The sequence below is a fragment of the Xenophilus azovorans DSM 13620 genome (assembly GCF_000745855.1).
Classification (GTDB): Bacteria; Pseudomonadota; Gammaproteobacteria; order Burkholderiales; family Burkholderiaceae_C; genus Xenophilus; species Xenophilus azovorans.
In genome coordinates this window covers 1-21,476 of record NZ_JQKD01000055.1, presented here as the reverse complement: position 1 = coordinate 21,476, position 21,476 = coordinate 1, and the positions used below count along the sequence as shown (strand labels likewise).

At 72.0% G+C, this 21,476-nt stretch carries 21 protein-coding genes and 1 pseudogene; 10 read left to right on the top strand and 12 right to left on the bottom strand.

The window, feature by feature from the left end; genetic code table 11:
- The first annotated feature begins 36 nt into the window (after window positions 1-36).
- Window positions 37-651, top strand: a complete 615-nt coding sequence (locus tag Q392_RS22420) for a TetR-like C-terminal domain-containing protein (protein ID WP_084217338.1) — start codon at window positions 37-39, stop codon at window positions 649-651.
- Between the two features lie 8 nt (window positions 652-659).
- On the top strand, window positions 660-3,371 hold the full coding sequence (locus Q392_RS22415) for an ATP-binding protein (RefSeq protein WP_038212695.1): 2,712 nt from the start codon (window positions 660-662) through the stop codon (window positions 3,369-3,371).
- A 230-nt stretch (window positions 3,372-3,601) separates the two neighbouring features.
- Here the strand turns inward: Q392_RS22415 and Q392_RS22410 are convergent, their stop codons facing one another.
- From Q392_RS22410 to Q392_RS22380, 7 genes are read right to left on the bottom strand one after another with little or no spacing between them, the layout of a single operon-like run.
- A complete protein-coding gene (locus Q392_RS22410) occupies window positions 3,602-4,351 on the bottom strand; it encodes an SDR family NAD(P)-dependent oxidoreductase (RefSeq protein WP_038212692.1) in 750 nt (249 codons plus the stop codon).
- 32 nt (window positions 4,352-4,383) lie between these two features.
- Window positions 4,384-5,538, bottom strand: a complete 1,155-nt coding sequence (locus Q392_RS22405) for a hypothetical protein (RefSeq protein ID WP_038212690.1) — start codon at window positions 5,536-5,538, stop codon at window positions 4,384-4,386.
- Between the two features lie 4 nt (window positions 5,539-5,542).
- Window positions 5,543-6,547 (bottom strand): HlyD family secretion protein, encoded by a 1,005-nt coding sequence (locus Q392_RS22400; protein ID WP_038212687.1) that lies wholly within the window; start codon window positions 6,545-6,547, stop codon window positions 5,543-5,545.
- On the bottom strand, window positions 6,544-8,082 hold the full coding sequence (locus tag Q392_RS22395) for an MFS transporter (RefSeq protein ID WP_038212685.1): 1,539 nt from the start codon (window positions 8,080-8,082) through the stop codon (window positions 6,544-6,546). Before Q392_RS22395 ends, Q392_RS22400 begins: the two co-directional genes overlap by 4 nt.
- A complete protein-coding gene (locus tag Q392_RS22390) occupies window positions 8,079-9,530 on the bottom strand; it encodes an efflux transporter outer membrane subunit (RefSeq protein WP_038212684.1) in 1,452 nt (483 codons plus the stop codon). The genes Q392_RS22395 and Q392_RS22390 overlap by 4 nt, the downstream gene beginning before the upstream one ends.
- Before the next feature lie 2 nt (window positions 9,531-9,532).
- A complete protein-coding gene (locus Q392_RS22385; RefSeq protein ID WP_051953863.1) occupies window positions 9,533-11,050 on the bottom strand; it encodes a phospholipase D-like domain-containing protein in 1,518 nt (505 codons plus the stop codon).
- A 27-nt stretch (window positions 11,051-11,077) separates the two neighbouring features.
- Window positions 11,078-11,923, bottom strand: coding sequence for a peroxiredoxin-like family protein (locus tag Q392_RS22380; RefSeq protein ID WP_245610779.1), 846 nt, complete (start codon window positions 11,921-11,923; stop codon window positions 11,078-11,080).
- 389 nt (window positions 11,924-12,312) lie between these two features.
- Here Q392_RS22380 and Q392_RS31430 point away from each other — a divergent pair, with 389 nt between their 5' ends.
- Entirely contained in the window at window positions 12,313-12,738 is a 426-nt protein-coding gene (locus Q392_RS31430) for a hypothetical protein (protein ID WP_051953862.1), read from the top strand.
- On the opposite strand, the gene Q392_RS22370 is transcribed toward Q392_RS31430, so the two are convergent.
- Genes Q392_RS22370 through wrbA form a run of 4 tightly spaced genes read right to left on the bottom strand, consistent with a single transcriptional unit; the run spans window position 12,714 to window position 15,822 of the window.
- A complete protein-coding gene (locus tag Q392_RS22370; RefSeq protein WP_051953861.1) occupies window positions 12,714-13,331 on the bottom strand; it encodes a response regulator transcription factor in 618 nt (205 codons plus the stop codon). The two genes, Q392_RS31430 and Q392_RS22370, sit on opposite strands and share 25 nt — an antisense overlap.
- An 11-nt stretch (window positions 13,332-13,342) precedes the next feature.
- Entirely contained in the window at window positions 13,343-13,981 is a 639-nt protein-coding gene (locus Q392_RS22365) for a response regulator transcription factor (protein ID WP_051953860.1), read from the bottom strand.
- On the bottom strand, window positions 13,978-15,183 hold the full coding sequence (locus tag Q392_RS22360; protein WP_038212682.1) for a bifunctional alpha/beta hydrolase/OsmC family protein: 1,206 nt from the start codon (window positions 15,181-15,183) through the stop codon (window positions 13,978-13,980). The genes Q392_RS22365 and Q392_RS22360 overlap by 4 nt, the downstream gene beginning before the upstream one ends.
- Before the next feature lie 36 nt (window positions 15,184-15,219).
- Window positions 15,220-15,822, bottom strand: a complete 603-nt coding sequence (gene wrbA, locus Q392_RS22355) for an NAD(P)H:quinone oxidoreductase (RefSeq protein ID WP_038212675.1) — start codon at window positions 15,820-15,822, stop codon at window positions 15,220-15,222.
- Window positions 15,823-16,208: 386 nt separating this feature from the next.
- On the opposite strand from wrbA, the gene Q392_RS22350 reads away from it, so the two are divergent.
- The 7 genes and pseudogenes from Q392_RS22350 to Q392_RS33940 all read left to right on the top strand — a co-directional run.
- The gene (locus Q392_RS22350; protein ID WP_038212673.1) at window positions 16,209-17,195 is read left to right on the top strand and encodes a LysR family transcriptional regulator; all 987 of its coding nucleotides are present in this window, start codon (window positions 16,209-16,211) and stop codon (window positions 17,193-17,195) included.
- Window positions 17,196-17,487: 292 nt separating this feature from the next.
- Window positions 17,488-18,315, top strand: a complete 828-nt coding sequence (locus Q392_RS22345; RefSeq protein ID WP_245610781.1) for an alpha/beta fold hydrolase — start codon at window positions 17,488-17,490, stop codon at window positions 18,313-18,315.
- Window positions 18,316-18,348: 33 nt separating this feature from the next.
- Window positions 18,349-19,212 carry a hypothetical protein gene (locus Q392_RS22340; RefSeq protein ID WP_038212664.1) on the top strand — a complete coding sequence of 288 codons (864 nt, stop codon included), beginning with the start codon at window positions 18,349-18,351 and terminating at the stop codon, window positions 19,210-19,212.
- A 26-nt stretch (window positions 19,213-19,238) separates the two neighbouring features.
- Window positions 19,239-19,784 carry an acyloxyacyl hydrolase gene (locus tag Q392_RS22335; protein ID WP_245610778.1) on the top strand — a complete coding sequence of 182 codons (546 nt, stop codon included), beginning with the start codon at window positions 19,239-19,241 and terminating at the stop codon, window positions 19,782-19,784.
- 51 nt (window positions 19,785-19,835) lie between these two features.
- Window positions 19,836-20,294, top strand: a complete 459-nt coding sequence (locus Q392_RS22330) for a carboxymuconolactone decarboxylase family protein (RefSeq protein WP_038212660.1) — start codon at window positions 19,836-19,838, stop codon at window positions 20,292-20,294.
- Between the two features lie 32 nt (window positions 20,295-20,326).
- The gene (locus tag Q392_RS22325) at window positions 20,327-20,767 is read left to right on the top strand and encodes a cupin domain-containing protein (RefSeq protein WP_084217337.1); all 441 of its coding nucleotides are present in this window, start codon (window positions 20,327-20,329) and stop codon (window positions 20,765-20,767) included.
- A gap of 36 nt (window positions 20,768-20,803) precedes the next feature.
- Window positions 20,804-20,980: pseudogene (locus Q392_RS33940) on the top strand (helix-turn-helix domain-containing protein); the annotation flags it as partial.
- Between the two features lie 203 nt (window positions 20,981-21,183).
- Here the strand turns inward: Q392_RS33940 and Q392_RS32180 are convergent.
- Window positions 21,184-21,476: transposase (locus Q392_RS32180; protein WP_157008148.1), on the bottom strand; the 293-nt coding region annotated here is incomplete at its 5' end.

Sequence of the window (21,476 nt, the reverse complement as noted above, 5' to 3'; positions counted from 1 at the left end):
TACACTGTGTTCCGTAAAGTCAAAGACAACGTCGCCATGTCGGATCGTCAGAATTGCACCGAGCCCAACGAGCCCACGCTGGGCCGGCCACGCAGCGCCGATGCCACCAAGGCCGTTCGGGCGGCAGCGCTGGCGCTGGCGTACGAAGGGGGCGTCCACCATGCCACTGCGGTGCGCATCAGCGAGCGCAGCGGCGTGGCGAAGACCACCCTCTACCGCCGCTGGCCGAATGCGGCCGCCATCGTGATGGACGCCTTCCTGGACGAGGTATCGCCGTTGATCCGCTACCGGCGCAAGGCCGACGTGCGCGCGACATTCGTCGCCGCCATCAAGGAGCTGGCGCGCGCGCTGCGCGGGCCGCGAGGCGATCTGCTGCGTCACCTGCTGGGTGCCGCGCAGAGCGACGCCCAACTGCAACAGGCGTTCTGGAACCAGTGGATCGCACCGCGGCGCGAACAGGCGAAGGCGGTGATCGCCGAAGCGAAGGCGCTCGGACAACTGCGCGACGACGCCGACGAGGACGTGCTCATCGACACCCTCTTCGGCGCCGTCTATTACAGGCTGATGATTCCGTACGCTGAGATCTCGGGAGCCTACGTCCAGGCGCTCGTGAAGCAGGTCTTCTCCGGCGCCTCGGCACATCTCCCCTAGGACCCGTCATGCGAGCCCGGTCCGAAGAAGCGCTCGACGTTCGCTGGCATTTCGGAAACTTCACCCTCCGGGAGACGCAGCGCCGGCTCGAGCGCGACGGGCAGGCGGTGCGGCTCGGGCCGCGCTCCTTCGACCTGTTGCTCCTGCTGCTCCAGCGCGCCGGGCAGTTCGTCAGCAAGGACGAGCTTCTCTCCACAGTCTGGGCCGGCGTCGTGGTCGAGGACGGGAGCGTGCGCGTCCACATGTCCGCGCTCCGGAAGGCCCTGGGCAGGCCGGACGATGGCGACGGTTGCGCGGAATGGATCACCACCGTTCCCTTGCGGGGCTATCGCTTCAACGGGCGAGTCCGCCGCGAGGCACCCGATGTTCCGCCCGGCACCCTGCCGCGGCCGGCCCCCCCTTCGTTCGCAAGGCTGCCGGTGCGGCTGTCGGGGCTCGTGGGTCGGGAAGCGGACGTGGAAGACGTGCTCGCATCGCTCGAAAGCCAGCGACTGGTCACGATCGCCGGCACGGGCGGCATCGGCAAGACCAGCGTCGCGATCCATGCCGTCGAGCGCTACCAGCTGACGCATGGCGCCCAGGTCGCCTTCGTCGATCTCGCCCCGCTGATCTCCCGGGACCACGTGCTCGGCACCATCGCGCGTGCGGTGGGGGCGCCTGCCGACCTTCCCGATGCCCTCGGCGCCATGACGCAATGCCTGGCGGGCCGGGACGTGCTCTTGCTGATCGACAACTGCGAGCACGTGGTGGATTCGCTGGCGCCGCCGGTCGCCGGCCTGCTGTCGGCATTGCCCCGGCTGCGCATCCTCGCGACCAGCCGCGAACCGCTGCGCGTGCCCGGCGAATACGTCCTCAGGCTGTCCGCGCTCGCGATACCGGATGCGCAGTGCCTCTCTCTCTCCGAAGCCATGCGCTGGCCCGCCGTCGAACTGCTCGTCGAGCGGGCGAGGGCTGCGGGCGCGGGCGCTTTCGTGGATTCGCACGGCCCCCTGCTGGCGGCGATCTCGCGGCAGGTCGACGGCATCCCCCTGGCCATCGAACTGGTAGCGGCACGCCTGGGCGTCCAGTCCATCGAGGACCTGGCGCGCCGGCTGGACAGCCACCTGCGGCTCTACGCCCTCGACAGTCGCGCCGCCCTCCCGCGGCATCGGACGCTGGCGGCGGCCCTGGACTGGAGTGTTGCCCTGCTGGACGAGGCGGAACTTCGGATCTTCCGCCGGCTGTCGGTCTTCCGGGGCCGCTTCGACGTCGCATCCGCGCTCGGCGTGACCGCCGGCGACATGGACCAGGAGGCGGCATTCGATGCGCTGGTCTCGCTGGTCAACAAGTCGCTGGTCTTCTTCGACGGCAGCGACACCGTCGCGCCCTACCGCCTGCTCGACACGACGCGCAGCTACGCCGCCGAGCTGCTTGCGCGCAGCGATGAACGTCCCTTGCTGCTGCAGCAGCATGCGGCATTCATGCTCGACCTGATGAAGGCGGCGACAGAGGACCTGCAGGAGCTGACGGAGCGCGCATGGAGCGACCGGTACGCCTACCGCCTGGACGACGTGCGATTCGCGCTGGACACCTGCCTGGTACAGCAACCCGATGCCGGGACTGCCGCCTCGCTCGCGATCGCGTCGGCGCCGCTCTGGTTCCGCCTGTCGGAAGTCAGCGAATACCTGGGGCGCATCCGCGCGGCGCTGGACCATGTCCATCGGTCGCCGGCGCCCGACCGCCTGGCGGCCGGCCGGCTGGAGATCGCGCTCTACAACGCGCTGTGGCACACCGGCGGCGCGCTGGCGGAAATGACGCAGGCCTGCGAGCGGGCGCTTGCCGGCGCACTGGAGTTCAAGGTGCCGGCCCTGGAGTTTCAGGCCCGATGGGGCCTTTGCGCACTGAACATCACGCGCGGCGAGTACGCGCCGGCGCTGCGGCATGCCGAAATCCTGAACGACCACGCAGGCCGTTCGCACAAGCCTGCGACGCGGAACCTGTCGCAGCGGATGCTGGCGCTCGCCAGCCATTTCTGCGGCGCGTTCCCGGACGCCGAGGCGCATGCCCGCGAGGCCGCCGCCGTGGACGAAGCGACCCGGCGCCATCGCGACAACGCGTTCCAGCCCGATGCGCGGACCACGGCCGTGGCCATCCTGGCCAGGACGCTCTGGATCCGGGGCGACGGCGATCTCGCCATGCGCACCGCGCGCCAATGCAGGGAAGAGGCGGAAGCGCTCGGGCACGCCCTGTCCCTGTGCGTTGCGCTGTTCTGGATCTGTCCGGTGGCCATCTGGGCGGGCGAGCGGACGGCGGCGCGCGGCTGCATCGACAGGATGCTGCAGGTGACGGAATCCAGGGGCTTCGCCTACTGGCACCAGTGGGCGCTCTGCTACGACGATGCGTTGAAGCTCGACGAGGTCGTCGATCGAGCGGCACACGTCGAGGAAGTCCGCGCAAGGCTCCCGGCCCTGGATGGGCCCCGCAGGGAGATGCTCGCCACCTTCTGCGACGAATGGATCGATGACGGCCTGGTCGCGCGTGCGATGCGTGGCGAGGCGCAGTGGTGTACGGCCGAGGTGTTCCGCTCCGCCGGGCGGCGCCAAGAGCGGCGGGACGATGCCGCCGGCGCCGAGGCGCTCTACCTGCGGGCCCTAGCGCTTGCGCGTTCGCAAGGCGCAGGTGCATGGGAATGGCGCGCGGCACGGGCCTTGGACGATCTGGCGTGCGCCGTTCCTCGATGAACCGGCCCTCGCCCCCCGGGGCGCGGGCCGGACGCATCATCGGGCGGCGTCATTTCAGTTCTCCATAGCGCTGCGCGCCACGCGCATCGCATGAAACGGACGATCCAAGTCGGCGAGCGCAGCGAAGCCCTCAGGGCACCCGAGGAACTGGCTTTGCCAGGCCTCTGGGTGCGCCCCCCTCCCGCCGAAGGCGAGAGAGGGGGGAGCCGCGAAGCGGCTTGGGGGGTGTTTCAATTCAGCGCGATGCCGCCGTCCACGCGCAGGTCCATGCCGGTGATGAAGCGGCTGTCGTCGCCCGCCAGGAACAGCGCGGCACGCGCCAGCTCCTCGGCCTTGGCGAGACGGCCCAGCGGGATGGCCGACGCCATGCCCTGCTCGAACGCGGGCCGGTCCGCCTCGGACACGCCGAGCTTCTCCAGGATCGGCGTGTCCGTCGGCCCCGGGCTCAGCACGTTGACGCGGATGCGCCGCGCCTTCAGCTCCAGCGCCCAGTTCCGCGCGAACGCGCCAATGGCGGCCTTCGTGCCCGCATAGACAGCGTGGTTCTCCAGGACCTTCGCGCTCGCGATGGAGCCCGTGAGGATGATCGACGCGCCCTCGCGCATCAGCGGCAGCGCCCGGGTGACGCCGAAGAACACGGCGCGCGTGTTGGTGGCGAACTGCGCGTCGTAGCTGGCCGGCGTGACCGCGGGCGAAGGCTCGATGTTGTTCATCCCCGCGTTGGCCATGTAGACGTCGATGGCGCCGAAGCGGGCGGCGATCTCCGACGCGACGCGCTCGTGCGTGGACAGGTCGCCGACATCGCCCACCACGCCGTGCGCCGCCGCGCCCAGCTCCGCCACGGCGGCCTCCACCGCCGGCGCGCGGCGCCCCACGATGACCACGCGGGCGCCTTCCGCGACGAAGGCCTTGGCGGCCGCCAGGCCGATGCCGCTGTTCCCTCCGGTGACCACGGCGACTTTTCCGGATAGCTTGCTCATACAGATTCCTTGGTTTCAGACGAGCCGTGAATCTAGGGGCCTGCGCAGGCCTCGGGTAGCGCCTGCACGGGACAAACACTTGTTCCCGCGCGGAACGCCGGCGCCTGCGCGCCGGTGTTTCGCAGGTCGTCGATCACCGTCCTCACGATCGCGGCAAGGAAGGCCTCGCGCGGATAGTCCCGCGATGCCGCGAGGTGCCGGACAAGGGGGTTCGGATGCTGCGCCAGCGGCAGCACGTAGGCCCAGTGGTCGGCGTCCGCCTCGGCCAGCAGCCTCGAGCCGGGCAGCAGCATCCGGCCTGCGGGGATCTGCCCGTCGTTCCTGCGGTCCGAGGCGCTCAGCCGGTCGAAGAAGGGCACCAGCGCGGGGGCGACGTTCTTCCGCGCCGTGTACGCCACGACGGAGTAGGTGCGCACGCCGGGCGGCAGCCGGTGGCGCGCCAGCCAGCTCGCCCTTTCCTCCGTCGCCAGGCTGCGTATCTCGCCTCCGCCGGAGGCCGGGCACCCCAGGGCCGCCCACAGCGGCGCGAGCGCGCCGTACAGCGCGGCGGAGCCGTCCGCGAGCGGCGTGCCCATCACCGCGCCCGACACCGAGACCAGCGCCCTGACCTTGGGCGACAGGCGGCCCTCGCGCTGCAGGCGGTCGAGTGCCAGCAAGGTGTCGGCGACGCCCTTGGAATAGGCGATCAACAGGATCTCCCGCACTTCGGGACGCAGGGCCTCGGCGTGCAGTTGCGCGGCGATGAGGCCGGCGTTGCGCGCCGACGAGGCGCGCCCGGGGACCTGCAGGGCGCGTACGTGCCCGAGGGTCGCCCGCAGGTGCGCATAGCCCTGCGTGTGGCTGTCCGGCCGCGTGCGGCGCCGCCCATCGCTGAACGGCAGGGACTGGTCGTCCACGCAATCGCCCAGCAGCCCGGGGACGATGAGCACCCGCAGGCCCTCGGGCGCGGCGAACGGCACCGGCCCGGCCGCCGTCGTGCGCGCCGCATGGTGCAGCCACCTCGAGGGGTCCGGGTCCTGGTGCCGCCGCGCCAGTTCCTCGCCCAGCCGCTGCGTGAACGCGGGCCGCATGTCGGCGATGCCCGCGTGTTCGAAGGGCAGCGTGGCCGCCAGGCCGGACGGCGGGCCGGCAGGCTGCGCGCACGCCGTCGCCAGCAGGACGGCAGCCAGGCCGATGCAGCGCCGCATGCCGCTAGGGCGCCCGCACCGATGCGACCGCGATGCGCGGCCGCACCGACATGCCCACGCGCAGGTGCCGGGCCGCCTCCTGGCCGGGCAGGATGCGGATGCGCACCGGCAGGCGCTGCACGATCTTGGTGAAGTTGCCGGTGGCGTTGTGCGGCGGCACGGGGGAGAAGCTCACGCCGCTGGCAGGGCCCAGGCTTTCCACCCGGCCCTTCAGGCTCACGCCCGGCAGGGCATCGACGGCGATGTCCACCGGCTGCCCGACCTGCACGCGGCCCAGCTGCGTCTCGCGGAAGTTCGCCTCCACGTAGAGCGCGTCCAGCGGCACCAGCGTCAGCAGCGGCTCGCCCACGCGGGCATGGCCGCCGACCCTGGCCCTGCGCTGGGCGACCACGCCGTCCACCGGCGCCGCGATGCGCGCGTAGGACAGGTTCAGCTCGGCCTCGGCCCGGGCCGCCCGGGCCCTCGCCAGCTCGGCCCGGAGGATGGGCAACTGCTGCTCGGCCGCACGCAGCGCCGCCTGGTCGCGCTCGCGCGCCGCGCGCTGGATCTCCAGCTCCGCCCGGGCCTGCTCCAGCGCCTGCACCGTCCCCGAGCCATCCCGCGCCAGGTTGTCGAAGCGCTGCCGGTTGGCCTGCGCGAGCCTGAGCCGGGCCGCGGATGCGGCCACGGCGGCCCGCGACTGCCCGATCACGCTGGTCTGCCGCTCGATCTGCGCCGCGAGGCTGTCGACGGCCGAGCGCGCGGCATCGACCGCGATGCGCAGCCGCCGGTCGTCGATCTCCACCAGCGGTGCGCCGGCCGGCACCGCCTGGTTGTCGTCCACCGAGACGCGGCTGACGATGCCGGCCACCTGCGGCGCGACGACGGTCAGGTCGGCCTGGACGTAGGCGTCGTCGGTGGCCTGCCGCGGCGCGTCCGACTCGTGGCGCTGGAGCACCGCGAGGGCGCCCGCGATGGCCAGGGCGGCGGCGGCCGCGGCGCCGATGCGGAAGCGGGAATGGGAACTCATGGGTGGACGCTCTTCGACGGAAGGGAGGGTGCGGGGCCGGCAGGCGCAGGCATGCGCTGGAGCATGAGCACCGCGGGGATCAGGAGCAGCGCCAGCACGCCGAACACCCGGTAGACGTCGGCGGCGGCCAGCACGTTGGCCTGCAGGGCGACGGTCTCGGCCAGGCCCGGCGGCCCCGCCGGGGGCCAGGGCAGCCTCGCCAGCAGACGGCCGGCCCGGTCTAGCAGCATCTCGTGGTGGAAGCGCCCCCGCACGGCCAGCAGCTGGCCGATGACCGAGCCCCCCAGCAACGCGCCGAACGCACGCAGGGTGTTGACGATGCCCGCCACATGGGCGCCCTCCACCGGCTGCACGACGCTCGTGGCCAGGAAGAGCAGCGGAACGATCGCCATCGGCTGGCCGATGGCGTGGAGCATCGCGGCCGCGGCGAACTGCGGGACCCTCCATTCGCCGGTGATCCCGCTGGCCAGCCAGCAGCCCGCGGCGATGCAGGCCAGCCCGGCGGCGAAGACGTGCCGTGCATCCACCCGCCGCTGGTACAGCAGTTGCGCGACGGCGGAGCCCAGCGCCAGCTGGGGCAGTCCCACCATCAGCCCGATGGGTGCGCTCTGCTCGATCCGGAAGCCCTGCAGCGGCCCGAGCAGGTTCGCCGGCAGCGCGACGGCGGTGGCGCAGACCATCAGCAGCAGCACGAACACGCCGAAGCCGAGCCCCAGGTTGCGGCGCCCGAGCATCTGCAGGCGGATGAAGGGGGCCGGATGCCGCCATTCGCTCGCCGCGAAGATCAGGACGAACACCGCGGCGCCCAGCGTCGCGGCGGTGACCAGCGGCGAGCGGAAGCCGTCCAGCCGGACGCCCTGGTCCAGGGCGACGGCCGCCAGCGCCAGGCCCGGCGCGCCCGCCGCCAGCCCCAGCCAGTCGGCCTGCCTCAGGCGCTGCGGCGCCGCGGGGTCCTGCGGGATCCCCCAGGCCACCATCGCCATCGCGGCCAGGCCGATGGGCACGACGTGCCAGTAGACCCAGCGCAGGTCCTCCAGCCGATCGACGCAGGCCGCCGCAAGCCACAGCGCCACGTTGGGCGAGAAGGTGGCCGTCAGCGCGTACAGGGCCAGCCCGTGGAGGTTGATCGCCGGCGGCAGGAAGCGCAGCGCGGCCATCATGAGCAGAGGGATCAGCGCGCCCGAGCACAGGCCGTGGAGCGCCCGCAGCGCCAGCAGCAGGTGCAGCTCGCGCACCCAGGGCATGAGCACCGACAGGGCCATCGCCGCGGCCAGCATCGCCAGGTGGAAGCGGCGCATCGAGAAGGTGATGGCGAACCACGTCGCGAACGGCATGACGGCCAGCTCGCCCGCCGCATAGGCCGTGCCCAGCCACGAGGCGTCGTCGCGCGCGAACCCCAGGTCGCCCTGGATGTCGGCCAGCGCCAGGGCGGGGACGCGGCCGTTCAGGCCCGCCACCATCGCCGCGAGCAGGATGCCGACCAGCCCGACGGCGAGCCGCGGACCGAACGCCGCCCGTGCCGGCGCTGGCGTCATGGCCCCTCCTCTTGCGGCGTGGCGGCGTCGGCCTGCAGCGCCGCGGACCACCCGCCGCCGAGCGCGCGATAGAGCGCGACCACCGACAGCGCGGAGGCGGTGGCGCAGTCGGCCAGCTCGGCCTCGCCGGCCAGGAGCGCGCGGTGCGCCACCAGGACCGAGGTGAAGTCGGCCGTCCCCTGCCGATAGGCGCGCCGCGCGACGTCCAGCGCGACCCGGCCCTGCGCCAGCGCGGCCTCCAGCTGGCCGTGGCGCGCCCGTTCCGTCCGGTGGGCGGTCAACGCCTCGCTCACCTCGTGCCATGCGCCCAGCACGGTCTGCCGGTAGGCGATGCCCGCCGCCCGGTGGCGCGCCTCGGCCAGCGCCAGCATGCCCACGAGCCTGCCGCCCTGGAAGACGGGCAGGTGCAGCGTCGGCCCGATCGCGAAGCGCCGCGCGCTCCAGCTCCCGAGGTCCGACAGTTCGGCGGCCTGGTAGCCGATGCCCGCCGCGAGCCCGATGCGCGGGTAGAAGTCCGCCTGCGCGGCGCCGATGTCCGCCACGGCCGCGCGCAGCCGGGCCTCGGCCTGCAGGATGTCGGGCCGGTTGCGGGCCAGGTCCGACGGCACGCCGACGGGCAGGCGCTGCGGCATGGCCGGCATCCCGGCGCCGGCGAGGCGCGCGTCCAGCGCGCCGGGCGGCATGCCCAGCAGCAGGGCCAGCGCGTTCGTCAGGTTGTCGCGCTGCTGCAGCCGCTGCGACTGGCGCGCCTCGATGTCCGCCAGACTCGCGCGGGCTGCGGCCGCGTCCTGCCGGGTGGCGACCCCGTTGCGCTGTCGGCTGTCCGCCAGCCGCACCAGCTCCGCGGCAATGCGCCGGTTCTCCTGCCCGATGGCGATCTGCGCCTGGGCGCCGCGCAGCAGCAGGTACGTGCGCGCCACTTCGCCGGCCACGGACACCCTCGCCGCCGCCATGCCGAACGCGCTGGCGTCCAGCCTGGCGCCGGCGGCTTCGCCCAGGTGGCGCAGGCGCCCCCACAGGTCCAGCTCCCAGCCGGCCTGCAGGCCCAGCGTCCAGCTGCTGGACGGCGTGGTTGGCGCCCCCAGGCGCACGAGCGGCGAATGGGCGCTCAGCGCCGAGCGCGTCTGGCTCGCCTCCGCTGCGACCTGCGGCCAGCGCGCCGCCTGCGCCAGCCCCAGCAGCGCGCGGCTCTCTGCGACGCGCTGCGCCGCCGCCTGGAGATCGAGGTTCGAACGCGCCGCCTCGGCCTGCAGGTCGCCGAGCGTGTCGTCGTGGAACAGGCGCCACCACTGCGCCGGCACCGGCGCCTCGCTCAGCGCCGACGCCGGATCCGCCCAGCGCGCGGCGGCATCGGGCTGGATGGGTGCTGGCGGCTGCAACTGCGGCGCCGCGGCGCAGCCCGCCAGCCCCAGGGCCAGCGCGGAAACGGCATGAAGCGTGCGGCCCATGTCTACAGCCAGTCCTCGTCCACCAGTTGCAGCCATAACCAGCTCACGGCCTTGCGCATCCAGTCCATGTTGGGCTCCTTCAGCAGCACCGTCTCCCGGCCGTCGAGGCCGTACTCGGTCCAGCGCGTGCGGCCGCGCTCGTCGCGGCTGACGTGGTAGGCGCTGCGCAGCTTGTCGGCGTGCACCAGTTCCATGAACCTGGACACGAGCGTCGGGCTGTCGATCAGGAGTCCCGATTCGGTGTTCAGCAGCGCGGAGCGCCGATCGAAGTTCATGGACCCGACGTAGAACCATCGCTCGTCGACCGCCGCCAGCTTGGAATGCAGGCTGCCCCTGGACGCCATGAACGACCCCAGCGTGTTGAACCGCGCCGTGAGCTGCGGGCTCATCTCGTACAGATTCACCCCCAGGTCCAGCATCACGTCGCGGTAGACGACGTAGCGGGCATGCACCAGGGGCTCGTCCGTCGCGCCGGCGGCGTTCGTCACCAGCGTCACCTCGACGCCCCGCTGCCGGACGCGGCGCAGCACGTCGATGTCTTCCCGGCGCGGGACGAAGTACGGCGAGCCGATGAAGAGTTCCGACCGCGCGCCGGCGGCCAGCGCCTGGATCCTGTCGCTGACGAGCGGGCCGGCGGCCCGGCCGCGCACCTTCTCCGGCGGATCGGCCAGGACCTGCGCCCGCGCCCACACCAGGTCCAGCATGCGCATCGCGATCTGGTACCTCAGGGGCCAGTTGCCGAAGGCGTCCCGCTCTCCCGGCACCAGGTCCAGGGCCGCCACGGGGCCGCGCGCCGCGCCCGCGGACGGCGCGGGCGGCCGCAACGCCGTGATCGGGTAGCTGTGTTCGCTGTTCCAGTAGCTGTCGAACACGGCGGCCTGCTGCGGCACCACGGCGCCCACCGCCAGCACGTCCATGTCGATGAAGTTCTCGTTCTTCGAGCGCATGAAGTACTCGTCCGCCACGTTCCTGCCGCCCGATATGGAGACCACGCCGTCCGCGATCAGCAGCTTGTTGTGCATCCGGTGGTTGATCCGGCGCAGCGCATGCACGGAACGGACGATGCGGGACGCGACGCTCCCCCCGCGGGCCGGCAGCGGGTTGAACAGCCGGACCTCGAATCCCGCCATGCTCCCGATGCGAAGCAGCGCGTCTTCCGCCTCGCCGAGGTTCAGGTCGTCCAGCAGCAGGCGCACGCGCACGCCGCGCCGCACCGCTGCGCGAAGCGCGCGCATCACCTGGCGCCCCGACGAGTCGCACGCGAAGATGTAGTACTGCACGTCCAGCGAGCGGCGGGCCGCGTCGATGACGGCCAGGCGCGCATCCAGCGCATGCGGCCCGTCATGCAGGAGCTGGAAGCCGGAATAGGCGGCCGGCGTGCCCTGCGGCGTGCTGGCGCGGACCGCCGCGCTCAGTTCGCCGTCCAGGTAGGGTGCCAGCGACCGCACCTCGGGCACGCTCCCGCGCGGGCCCAGGCTCGCGCAGGCCCCCAGCGCGACGGCGGCGAGGACGGCGAGCATCCGCAGAAGACGTGCCGGCCGCATGGCTCAACGCAGCGGCCGGGCGAACCCGGCGGACATCACCTCGATCGCCGACAGCACATCGGCCGGCTCGACCCGCCGCCGCACGTCTTGCGCGATGGCGGCGAAGCGGATCGTGCCGCGGGGATCGATCACGAACGTCGCGGGGACGGGCAGCACCCACAGCCCGTTGCCGTTGAGCACCGGGATGTCGGTGCCCACGCTTGCGTAGAAATCGACGAGGTCGGGATGCAGGGTGAAGGCGAGGCCGAAGCCGTTCGCCGCCTCCAGGGCGGAATCGCTCAGCACGGTGAAGCCGAGCCGGTTGTCGTCGGCCGTGTCCAGGGAGTTCTCCGGCGTCTGCGGCGAGACGGCCAGGAGCGTGGCGCCGAACCGCTGCAAGGCCCGCTCCTGGCGATGCCATTCGCGCAGTTGCAGGCTGCAGTAGCTGCACCACCCGCCGCGATAGAAGACCGGCACCAGCGGCCCCTTGCGCCACACGTCGGAAAGGCGGACCGGGCGGCCGTGCGCGTCCGGCAGCGTGACGTCCGGGGCCGCCTCTCCCGGACGCCGGGACCGCTGCGGGATGCCGGTGGCATCGAACACTTTCACGGCGTCGCCGGCGGGCGGCGCATCGATTGGCTTCATGATGGGATCGGTTCCGTTGTCGGTCCAGGCCGCAGACAAGTGCGATGCCGCGCGAGCCGCCGCACCGGCAAGGCTCAGCGCGGCGCGCGCGGACTCGCCGCTGGCCACGGCGCTCGCCGCGGCGAGCGCCGACGCCAGGAGGCCGAGGTGGATCCATGCCCACCGGTTGCCGGGGCCAGGGACCGATCCGCAGATCGGTCCGTCGGGTCGTTGCTCGCGCGCCATGGCTTCGGGTACTGCACCGCTGTCCCCAGCAGGCCTGGGGCGCCGCACCGCGAACGCCGCGGCACGTTTTCATGCTAGGGACCCTCACCCGCGGCCGGTAGGCCCGCGGCGCAGACGACGGCGTTGCCGCCGCGGCATCAATCGCGCGGATGGACGCGATCCACGCAGCACCGGCGCCAGGTCGCGGCAGGCTGCGCGCCGATCGCGTGCGCCTGGCGGCCGCAACCCCTGCGGCCTCTTCGCGACGCGTATCGATGCATGCCGGCGCAACGGTAGAGCTCCGTCTCTCCATTTGGGCGGTGGCCCGGCGTCCTCGCCGGTCCAAAGATGACGGCTCGCCGTGCCGGTTCATGCCGGCACGCAACTTCCCTCTTCATACCGGAGCCACCATGAAGCAATCCTCCTTCCGCATCGCACTCGCATCGGCAGTCTTCGCCGCCATGCCCGCCATCACCTTCGCGCAGGGCGCCGGCGACGCCCGGCAGACGGACCTGCGTGCCCAACGCCGTGCCGAGGCCGTCGAGGCGGCGCGGCACCCGCAGCCGGGCGAAGGCAACCCCATCCCCGAGGCCGGCCCGAAGGCCAGCCGCGCCGACCGTGCGAAAGCCCGGCAGGCGCGCCGCCCCGCAGCCGTCGAGGCGGCGCGGTCCTTCATGCCCGGCGAGGGAGACCCGCGGCCCGCCGCCGGCCCCCGCATCCCCCGCGCGGAACGACGCGCCGAACGCGCCGTCAGGCGCGCGGAAATCAAGGCGCTCAACAAGTCCGGCAGGCTCCCCGTCTACGGGGAGAGCTACGGCACGGCACCGACGCCGTGACCCGGGCCCTGCACGCCGACCAGCCCGCGCCGCGTCGCCGCGACGGCGACCTGCGTGCGCGAGCCCGCGTGGAGCTTCCCGCTGATGTTCGCGACATGGGCCTTCACCGTGCTGGCGGAAATCGCCAGCCGCCGCGCGATGGCCTTGTTGCATTCGCCTTGCACGACGAACTGCAGGACGTCCGCCTCGCGCGGCGTCAGGTGCACGGGCAGGCTGCCGTGGACCGCCGCCATGGCGCCCCTGCTCAGGTGCGGCGCGCCACCGCGCGCTGCATGGCGGATGGCGGCCGCCAGTTCATCGGGCGTGGTGTCGTGGAGCAGGTAGCCGCTCACGCCGGCATCGATGGCCCGGGCGATCTCCGCCTCCCGCGCCGCGCGGGCGATGGCGATCACGCGCGTCCGTCCGGCGCGTTCCTGGCAGGACATCGCCGCCAGCAGGCGCAGTGCCGAGCGGACGTCGGCCACGGCGACCTGCGCGTCGTCGTGCTCGACCAGCTCGAAGTCGGCCTGGCGCGCGATGAGGCCCGCGAGGCCCGCGGCGACGATGTCTTCGTCGTGCCGTACCGCGATCCGCAGCCTGGCGTGCGGCGCCATGGCGGTCTCCTTCAACGGCACGGCGCCTCGGCCGCCACCAGCCCGCGGCGCTGCGCCTCGCCGATGGCGGCGGTCCGGGTCGACGCGTCGAGCTTTCCCAGCAGCGCCTTGACGTGGCTCTTCACCGTGCCCTCGCCGATGCCCAGCGCCGCGCCGATCTCCCGGTTTCTCAGCCCGCGGGCCATGAGCTGAAGGACCTGCAGCTCGCGGCCCGTGGGCGCGACTTGGCCGAGGCTGTCGAGCAGCCGCTCGGCCACCAGCCCGCCCATGTACTTTCCGCCGCCGGCCACGCAGCGCACGGCACTCAGCAGCTCGTGCCGCGAGCAGTCCTGCAGCAGATACCCGTGAACGCCGGCACCCAGTGCACGCCGGATCTGCCAGCCCGTCTCCTGGTCCGTGACCACCAGGACCGGCGGCGGGTCGACGCACCGCGGCCACGACGACATGGCGGCGATGCCGCCTCCGTGGTCCGTCACGATCACGTCCACGGCCTGCCCATCGGGCGGCCCGCTGCGCACATTGAAGTCCGTTCCGGAGCGCAGCAGCGCCGAGATGCCCGCGGCGACGTACGGGTCGCCGTGCGCGACGGCCACGGCGATGGCGCCCTGGCCGGCCGGCGGATCGCAACGCTGCCGGTCGAACCGGGTCATGCCTTGTCCGACGGGTCCGCCGCGGGGCGGGCGGCTTCGACCTGCGCGCCGTGCTCCAGCGTCCGGTGAACCGGGCAGCGCCTGGCCACGTCCAGCAGCTGGGCGCGCTGCGCCTCGTCGATCGGCCCGTCGATCGACACCTGGCGGCTGAACACGTCCGCCCCCGCGTGCGCGGCGTCCCTGCGGTGGTTCACGGCGGTGCGGATGCGGCCGACGGGCCAGCCCTTGCCGTCGGCATAGTGGCGCAGGGTCATGGTGGTGCATGCGGCCAGTGCCGACGACAGCAGGTCGTAGGGCGTCGGGCCGGAGCCCAGCCCGCCGACCTGCACGGGTTCGTCCGCGATCCAGCGCGACCCGCCCGAGCGCAGCGCGAGCTGGTACTTGCCCAGCCCGGTCTCCTCGGCGACGGCGTCGGCGGCTTCCTGCGGCCCGGCGGGCACGGCCGGCAGGTACCGGCCGGCCCACGCCGAGATCACGCCGGCGACGTGCTCGGCATCCTCGGGCGCCAGGAGGAGATGGTCCGCGCGATCCAGCGACACGAAGCTCTTCGGATGGCGGGCGGCGAGGAAGATGCCGCTGGCGTTCCCGATGTCCACGATCCGGTCGCCGGGCGAATGCAGCACCAGCAGGGGGCGCCTCAGCGCGGCGATGCGTGCGCCCTGGTGATGCGCGTGCAGGTCGTCGAGGAAGGCCTTCCCGACCGAAAGCGCGCGTCCGTTGACCCGGACGAGCGACGCCCCCCGGGCGCCGACCTGCGCGAGCCCCGCGGGATCGAGCAGCCGCAGCACGTGCGCCACGTCGAACGGCGCGGCGATGGTCGCCACCGCGCGCGCGCTGGCGATGTCCTGCGCGGCGGCCAGCACGGCCGCGCCGCCCAGGCTGTGCCCGACCAGCAGGGCGGGTGCCATGCCCTCCGCCGCCATGGCCTCGGCGGCCGCGTGCAGGTCCTGCACGTTGAGCGTGAAGGTCGTCTGCGGGAAGCTGCCCTCGCTGTCGCCCAGGCCGGTGAAGTCGAAGCGCAGCACGCCGATGCCCTGGCTGGCGAGCGCCCGCGAGATGCGCACGGCGGCCAGGTTGCGCTGCCCGCAGGTGAAGCAGTGCGCGAAGAGCGCCCAGCCACGCCCGATGCCCTCGGGCAGCTCGAGGCTCCCGGACAGCATCTGCCCGCAGCGGTTGGGAAAGTCGAAACGGCGCGTCGGCATGCGTCATTCCTCAGGCATGCGGGCGCCTTTCTTTCCTCAGCCCTGCAGGCGCGCCGCAAGCTGCGCCACGTGCGCGCCCTGGAAGCGCGCGATCGCCAGCTCGTTGGCGGAGGGCAGGCGCCGGCCATCAGGACCCGCGAGCGTGCCCGCACCGTAGGGCGAGCCCCCGGTGATCTCGTTCATCTCGGTCAGCCCGGCGCAGGTGTAGGGCACGCCGGCGATGAGCATGCCGTGATGCAGCAGCGTCACGTGGAAGGAGGTGATCGTCGTCTCCTGGCCGCCGTGCTGCGTGGACGTGGACGTGAAGACGCTGCCGATCTTGTTCACGAGCGCGCCGGCTGCCCACAGGCCGCCGGTCTGGTCGAGGAAGGTGCGCATCTGCCCGGCCATGCTGCCGAAACGCGTGGGCGTCCCGAAGAGGATCGCGTCGTAGTCCGGCAGCTCGGCCACGGTCGCCACCTCCGCAGCCTGGTCGGTCTTCCCGCCGGCCGCGCGCAGCGCCTCCGTGGACATGGTCTCCGGCACGCGCTTGACGGTGACTTCGCTGCCCGCGACCGAGCCGGCGCCTTCGGCGACGGCCCGCGCCATGGTTTCGAGGTGGCCGTACATGCTGTAGTAGAGAACGAGGATCTTGCTCATGGGTGGCTCTGGATGTGTTCCGGTTGAGAGAAGAAAGAAAAGAAGGACGAATTCATCGTAGGAGCCCGGACCGTGGTCCGGAAGGCGCTGGCGGCGGCGCACGACGTTGCCTGCCCGGCATCAATCGCGCCGCGCGCCGGAGGGCTGTCACAAACACACGCGTCGAACCGTCTTGATCCTGGCCGGAACTCGCCTCCCGCCGCAGCCGCCGCCCTGGGACCGGCGTCCGCGCCCGCCCGCGCGCCACGCCGTGCCGCTTCGAAGCGGCGACATAACCATCCTTGACACGCTTTAACTGGCGGCCCGCCAGCGCCACGGGCAGAGTGACCACCGTACCGCACGAAGGCGGCCACGCACCCGCCTCCTTCGAACCGAGAACCTGCCCTATGAGAACGCCTGCCCTTGCCAACTTCTCCGCCGCGGCCACGCCGCCGAGGCCCGACCCTCTCGCCTCCAGCTTCGCCACGAGCTACGCCGGCGTCGTCGCATTCATCGCGGTCGCCGCCGAAGGCAGCTTCGCCCGCGCCGCCGACCGGCTCGGAATCGGCCGGTCCGCCGTCAGCCGCAGCGTCCAGAAGCTGGAGGACCAGCTCAACGTGCGCCTGTTCCTGCGCACCACCCGCAGCACCACGCTCACCCGTGAAGGCGACCTCTTCTACGCCAACTGCCATAGCGGCGTCGAGCGGATCGTCCAGGCCGTCGAGGAGATGCGCGACCTGCGCGAGGGGCCGCCGCGCGGGCACCTGCGCATCAGCGCCGCGGTCGGCTTCGGCCGCAGGGTGGTGGCCCCGCTGCTCGGCGACTTCCGCAGCGCCTACCCCGACGTGACGATCGACCTGGTCCTGAACGACAAGCCCGCCGACTTCACCTCGGACCGGGTCGACATCGCGTTCCGCAACGGACGCCTGGAAGACGCCCAGATCATCGCCCGGCAGATCATCCCGATGCAGATGATGGTGTGCGCCTCGCGCGCCTACCAGCAGAAGCACGGCCTGCCGACCACGCCCGAGGAGCTCGCGAACCACGCCTGCATCAACTTCCGGTTCGCCTCCGGCCGCGTGTTCGAGTGGGAATTCAAGGTGGACGGCCAGCTGCGCAAGTTCATGCCCCCGGCCCGGCTCACCTACAACGACCCGGACCTGGTGCTGCAGGCCGTGCTCGACGGCCACGGCATCGCGCAGATGGCGGGCTACCTGGCGTGCGACGCGCTGCGGCGCGGCGAGCTCGTCGCGTGCCTGAACCAGTACGCGCCCGACGACCGGGGCCACTACATCTGCTACCTGAGCCGGCAGCACCTGCCCTCGCGCATGCGCGTCTTCATCGACTTCATGACCAGCCGGATCCGCGCCGCCGACCTGGACTGCGGCACGTGAAGGCCGGCGGCCGATTGTTCCCCGCACGGCAACGGCATGCGTCCCTTGGCGTGGCTTCCTCGGACCGGGCCCGAAACCTAGCATGACCCGCAGTCCATCAGCTCCGCGCACAACGCATCACTTCCCTCAACCACAGCACCACACCGCCATGAACAAGACCCCCAACCCATCGCGCCGCACCCTGATGGCCGCCGGCGCAGCCGTTGCCACCGGATCGCTGGCCGCGGCCATGCACGGCCCGGCAGGCGCAGCGACCCGACGACCGACCACCCAACCCAACCGGAGTTCACGTATGAGCAGCAACACCATCACCACCAAGGACGGCACCCAGATCTACTACAAGGACTGGGGCGAAGGCCCCGTCGTCACCTTCTCGCACGGCTGGCCGCTGAACGCCGATGCCTGGGACGGCCAGATGCACTTCCTGACCCGCCACGGCTTCCGCGTCATCGCGCACGACCGCCGCGGCCACGGCCGCTCCACCCAGCCCTCGTCGGGCAACGACATGAACGGGTACGCCGACGACCTGGCCGCGCTGTTCGAGGCACTCGACCTGCGTGACGTGTCGATGGTCGGCCATTCGACCGGCGGCGGAGAAGTCGCGCGCTACATCGGGCGGCACGGCACGCGGCGCGTGGCCAGGGCCGTCCTCATCGGCGCCGTGCCTCCCGTGATGCTGAAGTCCGCCGCGAACCCCGAGGGGCTGCCGATGGAGGTGTTCGACGGCATCCGTGCCGGCGTGGCCGGCGACCGCTCGCAGTACTACAAGGAACTGGCCGTCCCGTTCTACGGCGCCAACCGCCCCGGCGCCAAGGTGTCCCAGGGCACGCTGGACCAGTTCTGGCTCTGGAGCATGCAAAGCGGCCAGAAGAACGCCTACGAGTGCGTCAAGGCCTTCTCCGAGACCGACTTCACCGAGGACCTGAAGAAGTTCGACGTGCCGACGCTGTTCATGCACGGCGAGGACGACCAGATCGTGCCGATCGACGACGCCGCGCGCAAGGCCGCAAAGCTGGTCAAGGGGGCCAGGGAAATCTACTACCCGGGCGCGCCGCACGGCCTCACCGCCACGATGCAGGACCGGGTCAACGCCGACCTCCTCGCATTCCTGCGCAGCTGACCGGCCATCCTGGCCACCGCCCCGATCCAGACCATGTTCAACATCCTGCTGCAGACCACGATCGAAGAAGACCCGGACGACTGGAGCATCCGTCGCTTCAGTCGCGTCGCCTCCTTCATCGCCGGGCTGCGCGACGCCGAAGGGCATCCCGCCTTCATGGTCACGGCCCGGGATCGGGCGCGGCGCGGCGCACCGGACCCCGTCCTCTCGACGCTGCACGAATCGGACTTCGACCAGGCATGGCTCTTCGCGGTGGACGCGGGAGACGGCCTGACGCCGGAGGACTGCGCCGGCATCACCCGCTTCCGGCGTCGCGGCGGCGGGCTCATGGTCACCCGCGACCACACGGACCTGGGAAGCTGCATCTGCAACCTGGGCGGCGTGGGGGCCGCGCATCACTTCCGCAGCCGCAACCCCGAGCCCGACGCGAGCCGCCACTGCACCGACAACCCGGCGTCGACGGCGATCGACTGGCCCAACTACCACTCCGGCTCGAACGGCGACTTCCAGCGCGTGCGGCCCGTCGGCAGCATCCACCCGGTGCTGCGCGACCGGCAGTCCGCCACGGGCGTCATCCAGTATCTGCCGGCGCATCCGCACGAAGGCGCGATCAGCGCGCCGGCGGGAGACGCCAGCAGCCGCGTGATCCTCGAAGGCCTCAGCTCCGTGTCGGGACGGCGCTTCAACATCGCCGTGGCCTTCGACCGCACCGTGTCCGGCGGACGCGCCATCGCCCAGTCCACGTTCCACCATTTCGCCGACTACAACTGGGATCCCGCCGCCGGCTGCCCTTCGTTCGTCGGCGAGCCCGCGGGCGACGCCATCGTCCGTTTCCCGGAAGCCCTTCGCTCGACGCAGCAGTACGTGCGCAATGTCGTCGGCTGGCTCAGCGCATGACGGGCCCGGCCCGAGCAGAACGCATCATGACGGCACTTCCATCGCTCACCCTGGCCGTCCTGCTCGCCTGCCCGCTGGGCGCGGCAGCGCAGGAGGCATTCGTACCAGCCGCCGCCTTCCTCCAGGCGGGCGCTTCGCAGGGAACCCAGTCCTTCACCGCAGGGCTCGCCTGGGACCTCCCCTATGCGTGGACCCTCGGGACGGCCCGCATCGAAAGCCGCCTGGAAGCATCGTATGCGTGGTGGCAGATCCGGTCCGGCGACAGGGACGGCATCTCCCATCTGTCGCAGCTGGCGCTCATTCCGGCGCTTCGCTACCGCTCCGCCCATGGCTCCCCCTGGTTCTTCGAGGCGGGGCTGGGCGTGACGGTGACCTCCTCGGTCTACCGCACGCGCCGCAGGCGCTTCTCCACGGCGTTCAACTTCGGCACGCACCTGGCCGTCGGGCGCAGCTTCGGGGCGCAGCGCCAGCACGAGGTCTCGCTGCGGTTCGAGCACTTCTCGAACGCCGGCATCCGGCATCCGAACCCCGGCGCCAACTTCGTGCAACTGCGCTACGAGCGCCGTTTCTGACAACGCGCCGACACAACACCTCAACCTGCCTCACTCTTCAAGGAGAACCCGATGACTTCCCCCCGACTGCCCTGGACCCGTCTCGCCCCCAAGCCGTATCAGGCGATGGCGGGCGTCGGCGAATCGCTTGCCGACTCGTCGCTGGGAGCGCCTCTGATCGAACTCGTGCAGACACGCGTGTCGCAGATCAACGGCTGCCCCTTCTGCCTCGACATGCACGCCCGCACCCTGCGCAAGCTCGGCCAGGGCTGGCAGCGCATCAACAGCCTCGCCACCTGGCGCGAGGTCGACTTCTACGACGAGCGCGAACGCGCGGCCCTGAACTGGGCGGAAGCACTGACGCGCGTGGCGGAAGGACACGCCGACCAGGACGCGGCCTTCGACATGCTGCAGGCACACATGAGCGAGCAGGAGATCGTGGAGCTGACCTGGGCCATCGCGCAGATCAATGCATGGAACCGGATGGCCATCGGCATGAAGGCGCCGCCCTCCCGCCAGCCGCTGGAATGACGCCGGCTGGACACGCGTCGAGGAACAAGGAAATGCTCAAGACCAGACACACCGCCGGCGCCGCCCTGCTGGCCTTCGCCCTTTTGCCGATTCCGCAGGCCGTCGCCGCGCCGCAGGCGATCGTCACGCCGCTGCAGACGCAGGCGCTGCCGGACATCCCGGGCAAGGAGGTGCTCGTGATCGACGTGACCTATCCGCCGGGCGCCGTCGATCCGACGCACAGGCACGATGCCCACGCATTCGTCTACGTCCTCGAAGGCACCATCGTGATGGGCCTCAAGGGCGGCAGGGAAGTCACCCTGACCCGGGGGCAGACCTTCTACGAGGGGCCCGACGACATCCACGTCGTCGGACGCAACGCGAGCAGCACCGAGCCCGCGCGCTTCACCGTCACGCTCGTCAAGAAGAAGGGTGTCGACTTCTTCATCCCCGTGCAGGACGCCGGGGGCGGCGCGGGCCGCCACGGCCGCTAGCCCCGCACAGGGCCACGGCGGGGAGCGGCGCCACCCATGCCTGACCGGACGCAGGAACTGGTCGCCTTCGTGCGCGCGGTCGAGGCCGCGTCGTTCAGCGGCGCGGCGCGCACGCTCGGGGCCACGCCGTCGGCGATCTCGAAACGCATCGCCCGCATCGAGTCGCGGCTGGGCGCGCGCCTGTTCCACCGATCCACCCGCAGCCTGGCGCTCACCCAGGAAGGCGCGGCGTACTACGACCGGGTCGCGCCGCTGCTGCGCGCGCTGGACGAGGCGGCCGACGTGGTGCACGCGCCCGCAGCCGCCCAGGGCAGCCTGAAGATCACCGCGCCCGCCAGCCTGGGCCGCGCGCTGATGCACCCGATCACCGGGGACTTCATGCCGCGCAACCGCGGCCTGAGCAACCGTCTTGCTCGTCAAGCGCAATGCATAGTCGAATCCCACATCGAGCCATGTTTGGCGATGGCGTTGAGCATCGTCAGCAGCTTGCGCATGCAGGCGACCAGGGCGACCTTCTTGCGCTTGCCGGCCATCAGCAGGCGCTCGTAGCACGCCTTGAGCGCCGGGTTGTACCGCACTGCCGTGAGGGTGGCCATGTACAGCGTTCGTCGCACATCGGCGCGCCCACCCCAGATGCAACGCTGCCCGCGCATCTGGCCGGAGTCGCGATTCAAAGGCGCCACGCCCACCAGCGCGGCGATGCGGCGCC